At 72.3% G+C, this 16,385-nt stretch carries 9 protein-coding genes and 2 pseudogenes; 6 read left to right on the plus strand and 5 right to left on the minus strand.

Annotated features, from left to right (window positions below; translation table 11 throughout):
- Positions 1–242 precede the first annotated feature (242 nt).
- Positions 243–1,919 (plus strand): PucR family transcriptional regulator, encoded by a 1,677-nt coding sequence (locus tag OHO27_RS08140; protein WP_328421743.1) that lies wholly within the window; start codon positions 243–245, stop codon positions 1,917–1,919.
- A gap of 168 nt (positions 1,920–2,087) precedes the next feature.
- A complete protein-coding gene (locus tag OHO27_RS08145) occupies positions 2,088–2,861 on the plus strand; it encodes a hypothetical protein (protein WP_328421745.1) in 774 nt (257 codons plus the stop codon).
- A gap of 387 nt (positions 2,862–3,248) precedes the next feature.
- On the opposite strand, the gene OHO27_RS08150 is transcribed toward OHO27_RS08145, so the two are convergent.
- The gene (locus OHO27_RS08150) at positions 3,249–4,118 is read right to left on the minus strand and encodes a GntR family transcriptional regulator (protein WP_328421747.1); all 870 of its coding nucleotides are present in this window, start codon (positions 4,116–4,118) and stop codon (positions 3,249–3,251) included.
- 158 nt (positions 4,119–4,276) lie between these two features.
- Between OHO27_RS08150 and OHO27_RS08155 the strand changes: the two genes are divergently transcribed.
- Both OHO27_RS08155 and OHO27_RS08160 read left to right on the plus strand, forming a co-directional pair.
- Positions 4,277–5,128 (plus strand): (2Fe-2S)-binding protein, encoded by an 852-nt coding sequence (locus tag OHO27_RS08155; protein WP_328421749.1) that lies wholly within the window; start codon positions 4,277–4,279, stop codon positions 5,126–5,128.
- Positions 5,129–5,433: 305 nt separating this feature from the next.
- Complete coding sequence (locus tag OHO27_RS08160; protein WP_328421751.1) at positions 5,434–6,471, plus strand: DUF2637 domain-containing protein; 1,038 nt, start codon at positions 5,434–5,436, stop codon at positions 6,469–6,471.
- A gap of 124 nt (positions 6,472–6,595) precedes the next feature.
- Here the strand turns inward: OHO27_RS08160 and OHO27_RS08165 are convergent, their stop codons facing one another.
- Together OHO27_RS08165 and OHO27_RS08170 are read right to left on the minus strand one after the other, a co-directional pair.
- Positions 6,596–7,078, minus strand: coding sequence for an ATP-binding protein (locus OHO27_RS08165; RefSeq protein ID WP_328421753.1), 483 nt, complete (start codon positions 7,076–7,078; stop codon positions 6,596–6,598).
- A 590-nt stretch (positions 7,079–7,668) separates the two neighbouring features.
- Positions 7,669–8,286 (minus strand): hypothetical protein, encoded by a 618-nt coding sequence (locus OHO27_RS08170; RefSeq protein WP_328421755.1) that lies wholly within the window; start codon positions 8,284–8,286, stop codon positions 7,669–7,671.
- A 237-nt stretch (positions 8,287–8,523) separates the two neighbouring features.
- Here OHO27_RS08170 and OHO27_RS08175 point away from each other — a divergent pair, with 237 nt between their 5' ends.
- Positions 8,524–9,837 carry a helix-turn-helix domain-containing protein gene (locus tag OHO27_RS08175; RefSeq protein WP_328421757.1) on the plus strand — a complete coding sequence of 438 codons (1,314 nt, stop codon included), beginning with the start codon at positions 8,524–8,526 and terminating at the stop codon, positions 9,835–9,837.
- Between the two features lie 12 nt (positions 9,838–9,849).
- Here OHO27_RS08175 and OHO27_RS08180 read toward each other — a convergent pair.
- Both OHO27_RS08180 and OHO27_RS08185 read right to left on the minus strand, forming a co-directional pair.
- Positions 9,850–11,162 (minus strand): annotated as a pseudogene (locus OHO27_RS08180) (protein phosphatase 2C domain-containing protein).
- 221 nt (positions 11,163–11,383) lie between these two features.
- Positions 11,384–15,129 (minus strand): annotated as a pseudogene (locus OHO27_RS08185) (S8 family serine peptidase).
- Between the two features lie 240 nt (positions 15,130–15,369).
- On the opposite strand from OHO27_RS08185, the gene OHO27_RS08190 reads away from it, so the two are divergent.
- On the plus strand, positions 15,370–16,359 hold the full coding sequence (locus OHO27_RS08190; RefSeq protein ID WP_328421761.1) for a helix-turn-helix transcriptional regulator: 990 nt from the start codon (positions 15,370–15,372) through the stop codon (positions 16,357–16,359).
- Positions 16,360–16,385 lie beyond the last annotated feature (26 nt).

A 16,385-nucleotide genomic window follows, 5' to 3' on the forward strand; every position in this document is an offset into this window, starting at 1 on the left:
CGGAAACCATGAAGGAGTTGGCTGGCCAGGGCAGGCATCTTGTAGATTCGTATGAACGGGGGTCACCAGTAACCTCCGCGTTTTTCTCTGGAAACACCGGGCACAGGCTTGTGACCTGGGACACCGTCCGAAAGACGACGAGCTCCGCCCCCGGCGCCGCTCAGCGGCCCGTCGACCGGGCCCCACCCACAGACCATCAAGATCCATCGTAGATTTCGAGACAAAGAACGGCGGCGACGAGAATGCGGCTGCGCGCACTGCTGGACACCGACGCGCTGGGCCTCAAGCTGCTCGGCGGCGAGGACGAGCTGGACCGCACCGTGCGCGGCGTGATGACCACCGACCTCAGGGATCCCAGCCGCTATCTCTCCGGCGGCGAGCTGGTGCTCACGGGACTGGCGTGGCGCCGCAACGCCTCGGACTCCGAGCCTTTCGTCCGCATCCTGGCCCAGGCCGGTGTGGCGGCGCTGGGGGCCGGTGAGGCCGAGCTCGGCGACATCCCCGACGATTTGGTGCTGGCCTGCGCCCGGCACCGCCTGCCGCTCTTCGCGGTGCACGAGTCGGTGGCGTTCGCGACGGTCACCGAGCATGTCGTACGGCAGGTCAGCGGCGAGCGGGCCGGGGATCTCGCGGCCGTGGTCGACCGGCACCGCCGGATGATGACCTCGGGCCCCGCGGGCGGCGGCCCGGACGTGGTCCTCGACCTCCTCGGTTCCGACCTGGACCTGCAGGCCTGGGTGCTGTCGCCGGCGGGACGGCTCATCGCGGGCTCGAAGGCCGGGGGTCCGGCGCTGCCCGCCGACGTGTGCGCGAAGCTGGCGGCGGAGCATCTTTCGGCCGCCCGCACGGGCCGCCGCGGCCCGCACCGGATGACCCTCGGCACCACGCTGTACTCCCTCTTCCCGATCCGCAGCAGCGGCCGCTCCGCGGCGCAGGCGGCACGGGACGTGCGCGAGACGGTCCTGTCGGACTGGCTGCTGGCCGTGGAGGCGGACGCGAGCGACTGGCCCGAGGAGCGGCTGGACCTGCTCCAGGGCGTCACCCAGCTGATCGCGGTGGAACGGGACCGCAGGGACGCGGCACGCACGGTCCGCCGCCGCCTCGCGCAGGAGGTCCTCGAACTGGTCCAGACGGGTGCGGCGCCCGCCGAGATCGCCGCGCGCCTGCGGGTCGCGGCACCGGTGCTGCTGCCGGGCCTGGGGGCGGCCCCGCACTGGCAGGTCGTGGTGGCCCGGGTCGAATGGGAGGGCAGCGACATCGAGGCCGGCCCGACCGCACAGTCCCTCCTGGAGGAGATCCTCGTCGACCCGCTCGCGACCGGCCCCGAGCCGTCCGACCGCATCGCCGTGGCCCACACGGGCGACGAGGCCATCGCCCTGGTCCCCCTCCCGGCGGTCTCCGCGGAGCACGACGGCTCGGAGGCGGGCATCCACGCGGACGCGCTCCTGGACTCGGTCCGCGACCCGCTCTCCGCCGGCCTGGACGACGACGGCCGGGTCACCCTCGGCGTCAGCGCTGCGGTGCACTCGGCGGAGGGCCTGCGCGGCGCCCTGGAGGAGGCCCGCCACGCCCGCAGGGTGGCGGCGGCGCGCCCCGGGCGGGTCTGCGCGGCAGGCCACCAGGAACTTGCCTCGCACGTCCTCCTCCTCCCCTTCGTCCCGGACGACGTGCGCCGGGCCTTCACGGCCCGCCTCCTCGACCCCCTGCGCGACTACGACCGCCGCCACCGCGCGGAGCTGATTCCCACCCTTGAGGCCTTCCTCGACTGTGACGGCTCCTGGACCCGGTGCGCGACCCGTCTCCACCTGCACGTCAACACACTGCGCTACCGAGTGGGCAGGATCGAGCAGTTGACGAGCCGGGACCTCTCCCGCCTGGAGGACAAACTTGATTTCTTCTTGGCATTGCGGATGAGTTGAGCTCATCCCGGCCCTCCGCCGGATGGCACCAAGTGCCGCGACTGTCCCACGACTTTGTGAAATCCTTCACCCACCCTCTTGGCCGGGCGCGCGGATTCGTGCTGAGATGCCGCCACCACTCAACAGCTCAATGGTGTGCTCGGGGAGGGCGAGGTGGCGTATACCGCCATGTCTGGTAACGGAACGACCGCCGATGACGATCCACTCCAGACCGCGGTATGGCGGCTGCGCTCACGCGCCTGCTGGGCGGACGCGGCGGCGCTGCTACAGCCGGTGACCGCGCAGGCCGCACTCCAGCGGGCTGCGTTGCTGGTGGAGCGCTGTCTCTACACCGAGCAGGGCTGGGGGGAGGCCGAGGACGCACTCCGTACGGCCGAGGCGCTCGCTCACAGTGACGACGAGCGGGGCGCTGCCGCTTGTGAACGCGGGCAACTTGCCTACGCGGCGACGCTGCACTCGGTGCGCGACCGGGCCGACGAGGCGCGGGCCGCGTTGGGTCGGGCGGCGGCGCTGATCCCGCCTGGGGTGGCGGGGAGGGCGTTGCTGGACTTCCGCCGCGGTCTGCTGGCGGAGAACCTCGCCCGCTCACCGCAGGCGGCCCGGGCGGCGTACCGCCGGGCGCATGCGGGTGCGACGGCCCATGCCGATCCGCTCCTCCTCTCCTTCACCTGGCGCCACCTGGCCGGACTCGCCCTGCGCGAGGGGGAGTTGGCGGAGGCGCGGCACGGCTTCGCCGAGTCCCTCCGGATCCGCGAGGAGCTGGGCTACCTGGTGGGTACGGCCCCCGCGCTGGCCTCCTTGGCCGACACGGAAGCCGAGCCGGAAGCGACGCGGCTGCGCGAGGAGGCGCGACGCCTCTTCCGCCTCCTGGGCGGCGTGCCCACGTGGCTGGCCGGCCACCTGTCCCCCACACCCCCGGCCCCGGACGCCGCCACGGCGTGACCACCCCCGCCAGGGGGCTCCGCCCCTGGACCCCCCATCGGCCTGAACGGCCTCGTCCTCAAACTCCCCAGAGGGGGCGCTCCCAGACGGGCTGAGATTGCCTGGACCGGCACTGGAAAGTGACCGGCAGAGTGACCGTGATGGTGGGCGCACCCCCGGGGCGCCGCAGTCGCCCAGGGCGGCAAGGGGACGTGCCGGGGGTGTCCGCCCGCAGTGGCCGGCGTCAACACGCGGCACCTCTTGGCCTAAGGGGACCGCCGGTCCGAGGACGGACACCCCCCGGCACGGCCCCGACCCACCCACCGCACCGTTGGCGCCACGCGAACCCCCACCGAAGCAGCCACAGGCCGCCGCAGGCACCCCCCGCCCAACCGCCGGAGGCAACCCTCAGCTCGCCCCGGCGAAGTGCTCCCCGACCAACGCCCGCACCACATCCACATCCCCGGCGATCAACGCATCCAGCAGAGCTGTGTGTTCCGCCGCGTCGGCGAGGAGGTCGGCGCGGCCGCGGCCGGACGGGCGGGCAGGGCTCACCAGGGGCCACTGGGCCCGGCGGTGGAGGTCGTCGGCGATCTGGACGAGTTGTTCGTTGCCGCACAGGGACAGCACAGCGCGATGGAACGTACGGTCCGTCTCCGCGTAGGTGGCCCGGCACCCGGTGGCCGCCGCGCGGACCGTCGCCTCTGCCAACGGCCGCAGTTCCGCCCACCGTTCGGCGGCGACGGTCCGAGTGAGCCGGAGCATCACCGGGACCTCGATCAGCGCCCGCACCTCGACCAGCTCCGCCAACTCCCGGGCCCCACGCTCGACCACCCGGAACCCCCGGTTCGGGACGACCTCGACGGCCCCCTCCAGCGCGAGTTGCTGCATGGCCTCACGGACCGGCGTCGCGGAGACGCCGAAGCGTTCGCCGAGCGCCGGGGCCGAGTAGACCACCCCGGGCTTCAGCTCACCGGTGACGAGAGCGGTGCGCAGGGCGTCGAGGATCTGCCCCCGCACCGAGGCCCGCTGGACAACCGCCCGCGGCGGCGGAATCGGCGTTTCGCTGTGGGTGTGCTCGCCGCGAGCCGTCGGCGCCGGGACACCCCGCCGCGCGTCCACACCCGGGGCGACACCCTCGTCCACACCCGGGGCCCGCCCCTGCGACGGCACCCGCGCCACACCCGTACCAGCACCATCCGCACCCGCCCGGGCCTCCACGCCCTGCGGCACCGGCGGATTCCCCGTCATCGCGGAGCCCTGCGCGCCCTGCTTCACGGGTTCTCCTCCTCCGGACGTATCGGTACTTGGGGTCATTACGGCGGCTTGTTACTCACCCGTCAAGCACCTTAGGCGCAGAACGCGACAGTTCAAACCGCAGCGATCTTGGGTAAGGTAAGGCTTACCTTCACCACCTCGCGAATCGGCGGTCCGGAATGCCTGTGCCCCCCTCAGCCCTCACGGACGCCTACACCCGTCTCGCCGAGGTCTTCCCGGGGCTCGCCATCACCCAGCCGGCCACCGACGCCCAGCTCCCCCGACACGGCGCCTGGGTCACCGCGGCCGCGCTGGCGGAGGGCGGCACCGGCCTGGACGCATATCTGGCCTGGGACGACGCACAGGTGCAGCGCGACTACGGACAGTCCGCACGCGAAGACGTCGTCGCCAGTTTCGGCCTGCACCGCTACGCCTGGCCGGTCTGCCTGCTGATCACCGTCCCCTGGTTCCTGCTCCGCCGCGTCCCCCGCTTCCCCGTGACGCATATCTCGTACGACCGCACGGCCCCGGGCCTCCCAATAGGCGCCCTCGCCGCCCGCCCCGCCACCTTCGCCTGCCTCCCCGGCGATCCGGCCGCCACCCTGCCCGGCGCGAGGGTCGTACCCGACGAGGAGGCGCTGCGCGCAGAGGTGCGGGCGGCGATAGCGGAGCACCTCGAACCCGTACTCACCGGCTTCGGCCCCCGCATGCGGCGCCGCGGACGCGCGCTGTGGGGCATGGCGACCGACGAGGTCGTCGAGAGCCTGTGGTACGTCGCCCATCTGTTCGGCGACGGCGAGCAGGACCGGGCACGCCGCGAACTGGAGCTGCTGCTGCCGGGCGCGACGACGCCGTACGTCGGCTCGGCCGCCTTCCGCGAACTGACCGGCCCGAACGGCGAGTCGCTGCCCACCCGGGACCGGGCGAGCTGCTGCATGTTCTACACACTGCGGCCCGAGGACACCTGCGCCACGTGCCCGCGCACCTGCGACGCGGACCGGGTCACCAAGCTTCTGGCCGCCGCCAGTTGACGCCCCCTCAGACACGCGCGTCAGCCTTGATGCCGTAAGATCATCCGAGAGCAGGACACCCGTTACGGTTACAGGCGTTTCACAAATTCCTCACTTCGCGCAGGAACTTTCCGTGGAACCACCCGCACGGGTAGTGTTATTCGAACTCAACTCCCGCCCCTCAAGCGGCAGTTCGAGCAGAACGCCGCCCCGGGCATCCCCTTGCACTTCCTTGGCGGCCTCTTGCCCCGAAACCCCCTGAGGGCCAGTGGGATTGGGCCACTATGGCGGGCGTTACGCCCTATCCCAATGCAAGGGACCCCCAGATGAGATTGACCGACATATCGCTGAACTGGCTGCTTCCGGGCGCCGTCCTGCTCCTGGGCCTGCTGGCGGCGATAGCGGTGCTTCGGCGCGGGAAGACCCCGGGGAAGGACACGAGCGCGGACGACTCGTGGGAGCGCAGCGAGGAGCGCCGCAGGCGCAAGGAAGCCATATACGGCACCGCCTCGTATGTGCTGCTGTTCTGCTGTGCGGCCGTGGCCGCCGCGCTCTCCTTCCACGGACTGGTCGGCTTCGGCGAGCAGAACCTCAACCTGCACAACGGCTGGCAGTACCTGGTGCCGTTCGGCCTCGACGGCGCCGCGATGTTCTGCTCCGTGCTCGCGGTGCGCGAGGCCAGCCACGGTGACGCCGCCCTCGGCTCCCGGATACTCGTGTGGACGTTCGCGGCCGCCGCCGCCTGGTTCAACTGGGTGCACGCACCCAGGGGCCTCGGCCACGACGGCGCCCCGCACTTCTTCGCCGGCATGTCCCTCTCCGCGGCGGTGCTCTTCGACCGGGCGCTCAAGCAGACCCGCCGGGCCGCCCTGCGCGAGCAGGGCCTGGTCCCGAGGCCCCTCCCGCAGATCCGGATCGTCCGCTGGCTGCGGGCGCCCCGCGAGACCTACAGGGCCTGGTCGCTGATGCTCCTTGAGGGCGTGCGCAGCCTCGACGAGGCGGTCGACGAGGTCCGCGAGGACAAGCGGCAGAAGGAGGCGGCCCGGCTGCGCCGGCGCGAGCAGGAGCGCATGGAGCGGGCCCAGCTGAAGGCCATCAGCCGGGGCCACCGCGGCTTCGTCGGCCGTGGCGGCCGACAGGTCGAGACGCAGGCTCTGGAGCGTGCGTCGGCCCAAGTCTCCGCGGAGCCTGCCATATCGGCGCCGGAGCAACTGCCCGTGCGCTCACGTCCGTCACTTCAGCCCGTCCGCACCGGTTCTGACCCGGTGACCGTCGACCTCACTTCGGAGGACGACACAATGGCCCTGCCACGCCTCGACTCCTTGGAGCGCAAGCTCAAGGACCTCGAGCAGCAGTTCGGCTGAGCACTCCGCTCGTCAACGGCATCGACGGCCTTTGACAGCACGGCATCGACGGGAAGGGCGCGACCCGGGACTCGGGTCGCGCCCCTTCCCGTCGTCGTATGGCATGCGACCCGGTCAGCGCGCGTCACGCGGCATCCGCGTCGAGTTCGAACCACACCGCCTTCCCCACCCCGTGCGTCCGCACGCCCCAGTCGTCCGCGAGGGACTGGACCAGCACCAGGCCTCTGCCGTTCGTACAGCTGTCGGCGTTCGGTACGCGCAGTCTGGGCCGGCGGGCCACGAAGTCCCTCACCTCCACCCTGAGTCCGTGCGGTCCGACGATCGCCGTCAGGACGGCGTCATGGTCGGTGTGGACGATCGCGTTGGTGACGAGCTCGCTGGTGAGCAGTTCGGCTATGTCCGATCTTCCGGGCCTCCCCCAGTGCCGTAACAGCTCGCGCAGGGCCCTGCGTGCCTCCGGTACGGCCCGCAGGTCCGCCCGTCCGAGTCTGCGCCTGAGCTGAGGCGACTGCGCGTGTTCCCCGGCGCTCGCGGCCTTGTCCTCCACTGTCCGTGCCGAGGAGGCCCCGATGGTGATGGGACCGCCTCCTCGTGCCTGCCTTTTCATGACCCCCGCCCGCGTGCCGATGTCGGTTCCCCTCCTGCTCGAACACGTTCACGGGAACCTTTCCCAGTCGGACCGGCGGCAGTCATGTCGAATCGTCAACGACCAGGTGTTCGGCCACGGTCACGGCAGGCCGTGCCGGTGGATGAAACCCGGAACGCCACCCACCGGCCGCCCGGAGGCCACCGCGGACGACGACCGGATCGAGTCGGCCACCGGCCAAGGCCACGGCCGGCGGGCTGCGGGTGCGATTCCGGCGAGGGGAGACAAGGCGGTCCGATCCGCCCCCGCGGAGGCGGCCGACCAGGGCAGTCCTGCACGGCATCGTGCCGATGTCCCCGAGGGCCTGCGGACCGCTGCGGATCGGACAGTTCGACGATCCCGCTCTGCGGATCAGGCCGTACGCGACCCGGAGGTCCGGCGGGCGCGCCTCGACGTCGAGGCACCGACCGAGCCGATGCACGAAGTCCGGGAATCTGGCCGGAATTCGCTACTGCACCTGCCCCGGTGGTGCCGTGTGGTGGCGGGGCCGCCCGCCCGACCCCCGTCCGGGAGGGCGGCCCCGCTGGTGAGGTGGTCCTGTGGTGCGCCGGTCAGTAGAGCTTGTTGACCGCGGTGGTGGTCGTCTTCTTGAAGGCCTTCACCGGCGCGTCCGTGAAGTCGCCCATCTGCCCCCACTGCACGACGGTGACGGTGCCGCCGTCCCGGCCGACCGAGACGAGGTGGATGTCCATGGCACCCCACGAGGCACGCGTCGCGAAGCCGTGGACGCGGGCGCCCTCCTCGACCGGCAGGCTGCCGTAGCTCTTGTAGTCGGCCTCGATCTCCGGGTCGGCGTCCATGCGCGTGACGCAGCGCTTGATCTCCTTGTCGAGGCGGGTGGCGAGTGCCTTCGCCTTGGCGTTGTCACCGACGACGACGTTGAGCTGCTCGGCACCGGTGTCGAGTTCGGTGCGGAAGGTGCGGTAGCGGGAGTCGTAGGCGAGCAGCGCTTCGCCGAAGCAGTACTGCATCTCCTCCGGCACCCCGTCGGCGACCGGGGCGGCGGTCCAGCCGGAGGAGGGGTGCGGCGGGAGTTCGGTCGCCGACAGGAACTTCGGCGCGGGCGCCTTCGTCGCGGCGCCGGCGGGTGCGGCGGCGAGTGCGGCGCCCGCCGCGAGGCCCGCGACGACGAGTGCGGCGAGCGTGCCGGTGCGAGTGCGCTTGGACATGGGTGTCCCCCCGTGAAAGACATGACAGCGTGAACGATCGGAAGTGAGCCGGCACCGACGGCGGATGGTCCGTCCCGCCCTGGTCGGTGCGACACCAAGAGCATCAGTCGTCACAGCGGGCGACCGCAAGCGCCGACACCCGATCCGCGACGGTGGAACCATCCCAGCCCTTCTGACGTGCAGGTATATGGAGTGCCTGGGATGCCGTCCCGGGACGGGTGAGGACACGGGGGAACGGTGTCGGCAGCACAGGACGACGTCCAGGAGTTCGCGGCGTTGCTCAGCCGCCTGAAGGACCGCACCGACCGCAGCTACGGTCAGCTGGCCCGCCGCCTGAACATGAACACCTCCACGCTGCACCGCTACTGCGCCGGCGACGCGGTCCCGGTCGACTTCGCCCCCGTGGAACGCTTCGCCACGCTGTGCGGGGCGACGTCACAGGAGCGGCTGGAGCTGCACCGGCTGTGGATCCTGGCGGTGGCGGCACGGCAGCGGTCCCGTTCGGCGGCTTCCGCCACGACGGACAGCGCCTCTTCCGCAGCGGACGACTCCCCCGCGGAAACGGCCGAGGAGCCGACGGGGCTGCTCACCGCGGACCCGAAACCGGCCGGCACCCCTCCCTGCCACCCCTGGTACCGCCGCCGGCGCCTGCTGGTCTCGGCGGCCGTGGCGACGGCGCTGCTCGCCACGCTCGGCAGCCTCTCCGCTCTGCCGGACGACGACCGTCCCCGCGCGAGCGACTCCGTCCAGGGCACCGATCCGGCCCGTACGACGCCGACGGGCGCTCCCCACCCGAAGTCGACGACCTCGCCGAGCCCCTCCCCCACCACACCGTCACCGTCGGCCGACGCCTCGCAGAAGTCCTCGCCGAAGCCCACTCCGTCCACCGGCAGCCCCTCGAAGGAAGCCGGCCGGCAGCAGCCCCAGGCCGGGGTGCCGCTCACCTGGAGCGCCAACTCCCATGTGTGGCAGGCCGGCTGCGGCCATGACTACGTCGTCGCCAGGCCGCCCAGCCAGGTACCGCCGCCTCCCGCGCCGCAGGATGCCGAGGTGTGGGCGGGCTCGCAGAGCGCGGTGCACGGGGAGCAGACGATGGTCGAGATCTCCGTGCAGGGCAAGACCTCCACGGCCGTCGTCCTGAAGTCCCTGAGGGTGCGCGTCGTCGGCCGCTCGGCGCCTTCCGGAGGCACCGTCTACACCATGGACCAGGGCTGCGGCGGAGCGCTGACGCCTCGCTACTTCGACGTCGACCTGGACAAGGACCGCCCCATCGCCCGCCCGGCCGACGGCAACGACACGGGCGTCACGATCCCGGCCATGCGCCTGCCGTACCGCGTGTCCGCCGAGGACCCGGAGGTGCTGCTGATCGACGCGCGGACGGAGAACTGCGACTGCAGCTGGTACCTGGAGCTGGACTGGTCCTCCCAGGGCCGCACCGGCACGGTCCGCATCGACGACCACGGCCGCCCCTTCCGCACGACGGGCATCAAGGAGCTGCCCATGTACGTGTACGACACCTCGGCCCGCTCGTGGGTGACGTACCGGCCGTAGCCGAAGCCGCCGTCAGGCCTCCCAGACGGCCGCCGCCGTACGGTCGTCGGCGTACCCCTTGACCCGGACCTGGGTGTCGGCGAGGAACTCGGCGAGGCCGGGCGGTTCTGGAGCGGACCACCGGCCGGTGAGGTGGGCGGCGAGTTCGGGCTCGCCGCGCAGCGGGTCGGCGAGGCCGCCGGTGCACATGAGGAGGGTGTCTCCGGGGCGGGCCACGGACGCGCGGAAGCGGAAGGGTTCGCGGGGCGCTTCGGGGGCGGGGTCGTAGGGGCTCGGGGGCGTGGTGATGCCGAGGTCCATGGTGAGGCGGTCGCCCTCGGGGGTTTCGGCGGGGAGCGAGCCGAAGCCGACGACGGGTTCGCCGGTGACGTCGGTGACGCGGGGTTCGATGTCCTGCCATGCGCCGTCCCGCAGGCGGAAGAGTCCGCCCGCACCGACTCCGAAGAAGACCCGGGTCCGGCACTCGGGGTCGGCGGGGAGGAGGAGGCAGCGCAGGGTCGCCGCGTACTCCTCGGCTTCGATGCCCTGTTCGGCGGCGCTGGCGCGGAGTTTGCCGAGGCTGCGGTCGGTGAGGCGGTGCAGGCCGGACTTCAGGTCGCCGCGCCTGGCGGCCCTTATGTCGTCCGCGAGCCGCCCGTGACTGCGGCCGACGGCCCGGCCGATCCAGTGGCATGCCTCGGCGGCGGCGCGGTGCGCGCCCGGGGTGGCGCGGGCGCCGGTGGCCATCGCCACCAGGATCAGGGCGTGTTCGCCGGTGCCGAAGCGGGCGGTGAGGAGGGAGTCGCGGCGGGGTTCGCCCCGGTAACGGGCGGAGTCGCCGCGCAGGGACACGGCCCGCAGGGTGGAAACGCCATAGCGGGCGCCGTCGAGGACGGTGTCGGCGACCAGGTCGTCGAGGTCGTCGGGGTCCGCGGGTGGCAGGGCGGTGGGTTCGGGGGCGTAGGTGGGAGGGCCGTCGCCCACGTAGTCGAGGGCGGTCGGGGGTGGGTGGGGAGGTCCACCTGGGTCGCTGTGCGGGGCTCGTCGCCGGTCGTCGGCGCCGCCCGCTCCCGGGGCTCCTCCACGGTGAATCCCGGCGGTTTCGGCAGGCCCGCGGGGAAGGTCGACGGACCCGGACCCGGAGGACCCGCCACGGCATCCGTGCCGGCCCGCGGAGCCGGAACCGGGGCGCCGGCGCCGGTCCCCGACACTCCCGCCGCCGAGGCGAACCGGTCGTCCAGTGTGTCGGGCGCCTTGGTCGGGCCCGTGTCATCGGTGAAGTCACCGTACAACTGCCCCCACCAGTCGTCCTCGTGACCGGTGGCCTTTCCCCCCTGCTGGCTCATGCCCTCAATTGTCCACCGCACGGCCCGTATGAAAACGGGGCATCCGGAAAATCCGACCCGGTGAGCCGCCTCGAAAGGCGTGGTCGAGTGACGTGTTGAACACTCGTGCGAGACAAGTGACGGAACGGGACGTGAAACAGGTCGCCGGGCGGTCCCACCCCCCACGGGAGAACCGCCCGGCGACTGTCGGGTGACCCGGGCCCGGATCCCCTTCGCGCGCCTCAGCGCACGTCGTAGGCCCGGGTCACGATCTGGGTGACCGAGGTTCCGTTCGTGTCGGTCAGGACGGTTTTGAGTGTGACCGGCTTTCCTGTCGCTCCGCTGTGATTCACCTTCGCGGTCCAGGTCCCGTCGTCCTGACGTGCCGTCCGTGCCTCGGTCCAGGTACCGCCTTCGTCGTAGGAATAAGCGAGTTGGGCCCGTGCCAGCTCCCCGGGCTCGTAGCCCTCATGGCCGGTCGCCGTGAGCGCGATCTCCTGTCCGTCCTCGGCGGGGAGCGTCTTCAGGCCGTTCTCCGGAAGCGCGTACCGCGGAAAGAGCATCGGTATGCCCTGCGAGTACGCGTCCTCGTCCAGGGCCGAGCGGAAGGTCCAGGTCGTCGTCGTGCTCGTGGAGCGCTTCCAGGCCGCGGCCGGAGGGCCGATCTTCGCGGTGTTCAGGGTGAGTTCGTATGTCGACGCGTCGGGCGGGACGGTGAACACCCCGAACGGGTAGGGACTTTCACCGATCGACTCGCCGCCGCGCCGCAGCGTCATGCCGCCGATGTCGCCGAAGCTCCCCTGAACGCCCTGGTGCTGACCGTCGCCCCAGAAGCCGGGTGCCACGCCGATCAGGTTGCCCTGCCGTTCGGCGGCGAGGGCGGGCCGGCCGCTGCCGTCGAGCGGGGTGGCGGGGGCGAGGACACCGCCGTACCACTCCTCGGTCCGCCGCTCCCCCTTCCGGTACGTCCGCATGGGGTCGATCATGAACTCGCCCCAGGGGAAGCTGCTGGACACCTCGTGCTCCCAGCCGGTCGTGCCCGGCGAGTGGTACTCGGTGCGGGTGAAGGGCGCGGGGACCGTCTCCAGCCCGGCGAAGTAGCCGCTCAGTCCGTTCGGGCGGGTCATGGCCGTCAGGTCGATGTGGTCGGTGGCGGCGGACGCCATCGAGTGGTACGTCGCCGTCGTCGCCGCCAGGTCCCGGTCCCGGACGCGATAGGTGCGGTCGCCGCCGATCGGGCCCTGCTCCGGGAAGGCGAGGTTGTACACGTACGGGCTCTTGGCGGTGGCCTTCCAGCGCAGGGTCACGTCCCCGGCCGCGAGCAGCGCCTTCGCCTCCTCGGCCGGGACGGCGAGGACCGGCAGCGGGCCGCCGGTGAAGCCGGCCGACGGGTACCAGCGGCCGAGGGCGTCACGGTGGACGAGGACCGCCACCGCACCGGCCTCCTTCGCTCGCCTGGCGACCTCGTGGGCGCTCCCGCCGTCCGGGATCCCGACGAGCGCGATCTTTCCCGCCGCTCCCGAAAGCTCCTCCTCCGTACCGGACTTGGCGTCGAACAGCGGCGCCCGGCCCGTGCCGTCGAGGTTGGCCGAGTTGAAGGACGCGGTCGTCGGGTGCAGCGACCGGCCGCCCTCGACGGCGAGTTCGGTGATCTGTGGGGCCGCCGCGCGCCAGAAGCTGTCGAACTCGAAGTCCCCTTCGGCCGCCCTGCCCGTGACGGAGGCGTAATAGCCGCGCAGTACGCGCCCGCCGGCCGCCGTGCCCGCGTGCAGCCAGGTGTCGTCCCAGCTGCGGGCGAACCCGAGTGTGGCACCGCGGAGTTCGGTCGGCCGGTCCGTCCTGATGTTCAGCCGGTGGGCCTTGCGGGCGTCGAGGACGACGGTCGTGTCGTCGCGGATCTCCAGCTGCGGACGGCCGAGGTAGGTGAGGGAGTCCAGGAGCGTGTCCTGGGTCCCGGTGGTGGTGATGAAGCTGGAGAGGAAGTAGGCGCCCGGGCGGATCCGGTACGTCTGGTCCGCGGCGCCCTCGTTGAAGCGGCGCTCGCCGGCCGCGTCATCGGTGCCGATCAGGTCGACGGAGGAGGCGCCGTCGGCGGGCTTGCCGAGGCGGTCGATCAGCTTCACGCGCAGGGTGACGGTCTCCGGCTGGACGTAGAGCGCGAAGGGGTCGAGACCGTGCGGCCGTCCTTGGCGGTGGCGAGGACGCGGCCCGTGACGTCGCCGTGCTGGGCCCGCGTGAGCGTCGCCGTCGGGTCGATCCGCAGCGGGACCTCGACCGTCCCGCCCGCCGGAACGGTGACCGAGCGGGCACCGAGGCGGGCGATCGACGAGCGGACGGTGGAGCCGTCGTTGCCGGTTACGGCGGGCACCGACAGCTTCAGCTCCACCGCCCTGTCCGTGGTGTTGGTGTAGGGCACGGCGACCGTCGTGCGGTCGCTCGCGTCCTGGGGCCAGTTGAAGGTGCCGGTCCGGAGCGCGGGTGCGCCCAGCACCTGCTGCCCGATCGCGGCGCGGACGTCGAGGCGTCCGCCACCTGTGGCGCGGGCGTCGCCGGGGATGTCCGTGTCGGCGGAGGAGACGAGCGCCGCCTTGATCTGCCGGGCATTCCACGCCGGGTGACGTTGCTTGACGATGGCCGCCGCGCCCGCGACGTGCGGGGTCGCCATCGATGTACCGCTCATGGACCGGTAGGCGTACACGCCACGTCCGCCGGCCTGCGCGGCGGAGATGCCGACGCCCGGTGCGGCGATCTCCGGCTTGAGGGTGTGCGAGCCGTACGCCGGGCCGCGGCTGGAGAAGGAGGCCGTGGAGTCGTCGCGGTCGACGGCACCGACGGTGAGGACGCTCGGGGCGCAACCCGGGGACGAGATCGTGTTGTTGCCGGGGCCGGTGTTGCCCGCCGCGATGACGAAAAGGGTGTTTTCGCTCGATCTGGCGAGCTCCTCCGTGGCCTGGGCCATCGGGTCGGTGCAGTCGGTGCGGGCCGGGTTGCCGAGGCTCATCGAGACGACGTCGGCGCCCTGGTCGACGGCCCACTGCATGCCGGCGATGATCCACGAGGTCTCGCCCTGGCCGTAGTCGTTGAGGACCTTGCCGTGCAGGAGGTCGGCACCGGGTGCGACGCCCTTCTTCCTGCCGTCGCTCGCGGCGCCCGTGCCGCCGACGGTGGAGGTGGTGTGGGTGCCGTGGCCGTCGTGGTCGTCGGCGTCCGGGGAGTCGGTGAAGTTCTTCGAGGCGGTGATGCGGCCCTTGAGGTCGGGATGTTCGGCATCGGCACCGGTGTCCAGGACGGCGACCTTGGCGCCCTTGCCGTCGTAACCGGCGGCCCAGGCCTCGGGAGCGTGCACCTGGCGGGTCGAACGGTCGAGGGTGGCCCGGACCTTGGCGTCGAGCCACAGCTTCTTCAGGTCGCCGGCCGCGCGGGAGCGGGGGCTCGTGACGTCGGCCCAGAAGTCGGCGGCCTTCTTCTTGTCGGCCTCCAGGGCCACACCGTCGATCGGGTCGAGGACGAGACCGCGGTCGGCTCCGCGCGGGGCGGGCGGGACGGCTCGGGCGACGGAGCGGTCGTACGTGGCGATCAGCGGGAGCGTCGTGCGGTGGGCGTCGTCGTAGCCCTGGCGGATCAGGCCCGTGACGTTGAAGAGCTCCTCGTCGACGCGGCCGGCGGCGATCGCCTCGACCGCGCCCGCAGGGTAGACGTACAGATCGTCGCCGGAGCGGCGGGTCTGCGTGAAGGGCGTCGTGCCGTCCTCGCCGGGCAGTGCGACGGCCCCGTCGCGGGTGACGAGGACGCGGTCGCCGGTGACGAGGGTGACGACGGAGCCTGAACCGGCGCCGGGGGTGGCCCGGTCGCCGGTCAGCTGCCTCGGGCCGTCGGTCGCCGGGTGCGCGGCTACGGCGGTGGCCGCATGCGTGGGTACGGCTGTCGTCACGGCCAGGATCGCGGCGGTCGCCGCACCCGTGGCCGTACGCGATATCGCTCTCCCCAAGATCGCCCTCTTCCTTGCTGCCGCCTGCCGACGGGCGCGAAAGCGCAGGCCAGGAAGGCCCAAGTCGGGCAAAGCGGGCGGTGGTTGATGCTGCGGTGGCGTCACCTTGGCAGAGTGGCGGGTGGTACGGCGATGATGTGCGAAGGCGGTTTTGCGCCGTGGCCGTTTTCCGCCACGGCCCGAACGCCGGTGTTCTTTTTGCGGATGTGCCGGATGTTCTTTCGGGGAGGGCGCGGCCCGATGCTGGGAGCGATAGGTCTCGACGAGACACACGAGTCGGCGTACCGCGCCCTGGTGTCCGTGGGCGCCGCCGACGTACCCGATCTCGCGCGCCGGCTGACGCTCGGCGAGTACGACACCGAGCGCGCCCTGCGCCGCCTGGAACGGCACGGTCTCGCGGCGCAGTCCTCGGCCCGGCCCGGGCGCTGGGTCGCCGCGCCGCCCGGGGTGGCGCTGGGCGCGCTGCTCACCCAGCAGCGGCACGAGCTGGAGAAGGCGGAGCTGGCGGCCGCGTTGCTCGCCGAGGAGTACCGGGCGGGGGTCGCCGAACCGGCCGTGCACGACCTGGTCGAGGTGGTGATCGGTGCGGCCGCCGTGTCGCAGCGCTTCCTCCAGCTCCAGCTCGGGGCGAGCGAGGAGGTGTGCGCGCTGGTCACCGGCAACCCCGTCGCCGTCACCGGTGTCGAGAACGAGGCGGAGGAGCAGGCCGCCCATCGCGGCGTCCGCTACCGGGTGGTCCTGGAGCGCTCGGTCCTCGACCAGCCGCACGGCATCACCGAGCTGTCCGCCGCCCTCGGCCGCGAGGAGCAGGTGCGGGTCGTCGAGCAGGTGCCGACCAAGCTGGTGATCGCCGACCGCACGCTCGCCCTGGTGCCGCTGAGCTCGCACACCGCGGAGCCGGCCGCGCTGGTCGTCCACGCGAGCGGGCTGCTGGAGCTGCTCTCCGGGCTGTTCGAGTCGGTGTGGCGGGAGGCGCTGCCGGTACGCCTCGGCACGTCCGGCGTCACCGAGCAGCAGCCGGACGGCCCCGACGACACCGACCTGGAGGTGCTCTCCCTGCTGCTCGCCGGCCTGACCGACGCGAGCGTGGCCAAACAGCTGGACCTGGGGCTGCGGACCGTACAGCGCCGGGTGAAGCGGCTGATGGAGCTGAACGGGGTGACGACGCGACTGCAGCTGGGGTGGCACGCGTACGAGCGGGGGTGGGTGGCGCGGGAGCGGCAGGGGTGACGGGTGCCCGGGTACGGGCAGGGGTG

Origin of the sequence: Streptomyces sp. NBC_00443, from assembly GCF_036014175.1 — a bacterium.
Lineage (GTDB): Bacteria > Actinomycetota > Actinomycetes > Streptomycetales > Streptomycetaceae > Streptomyces.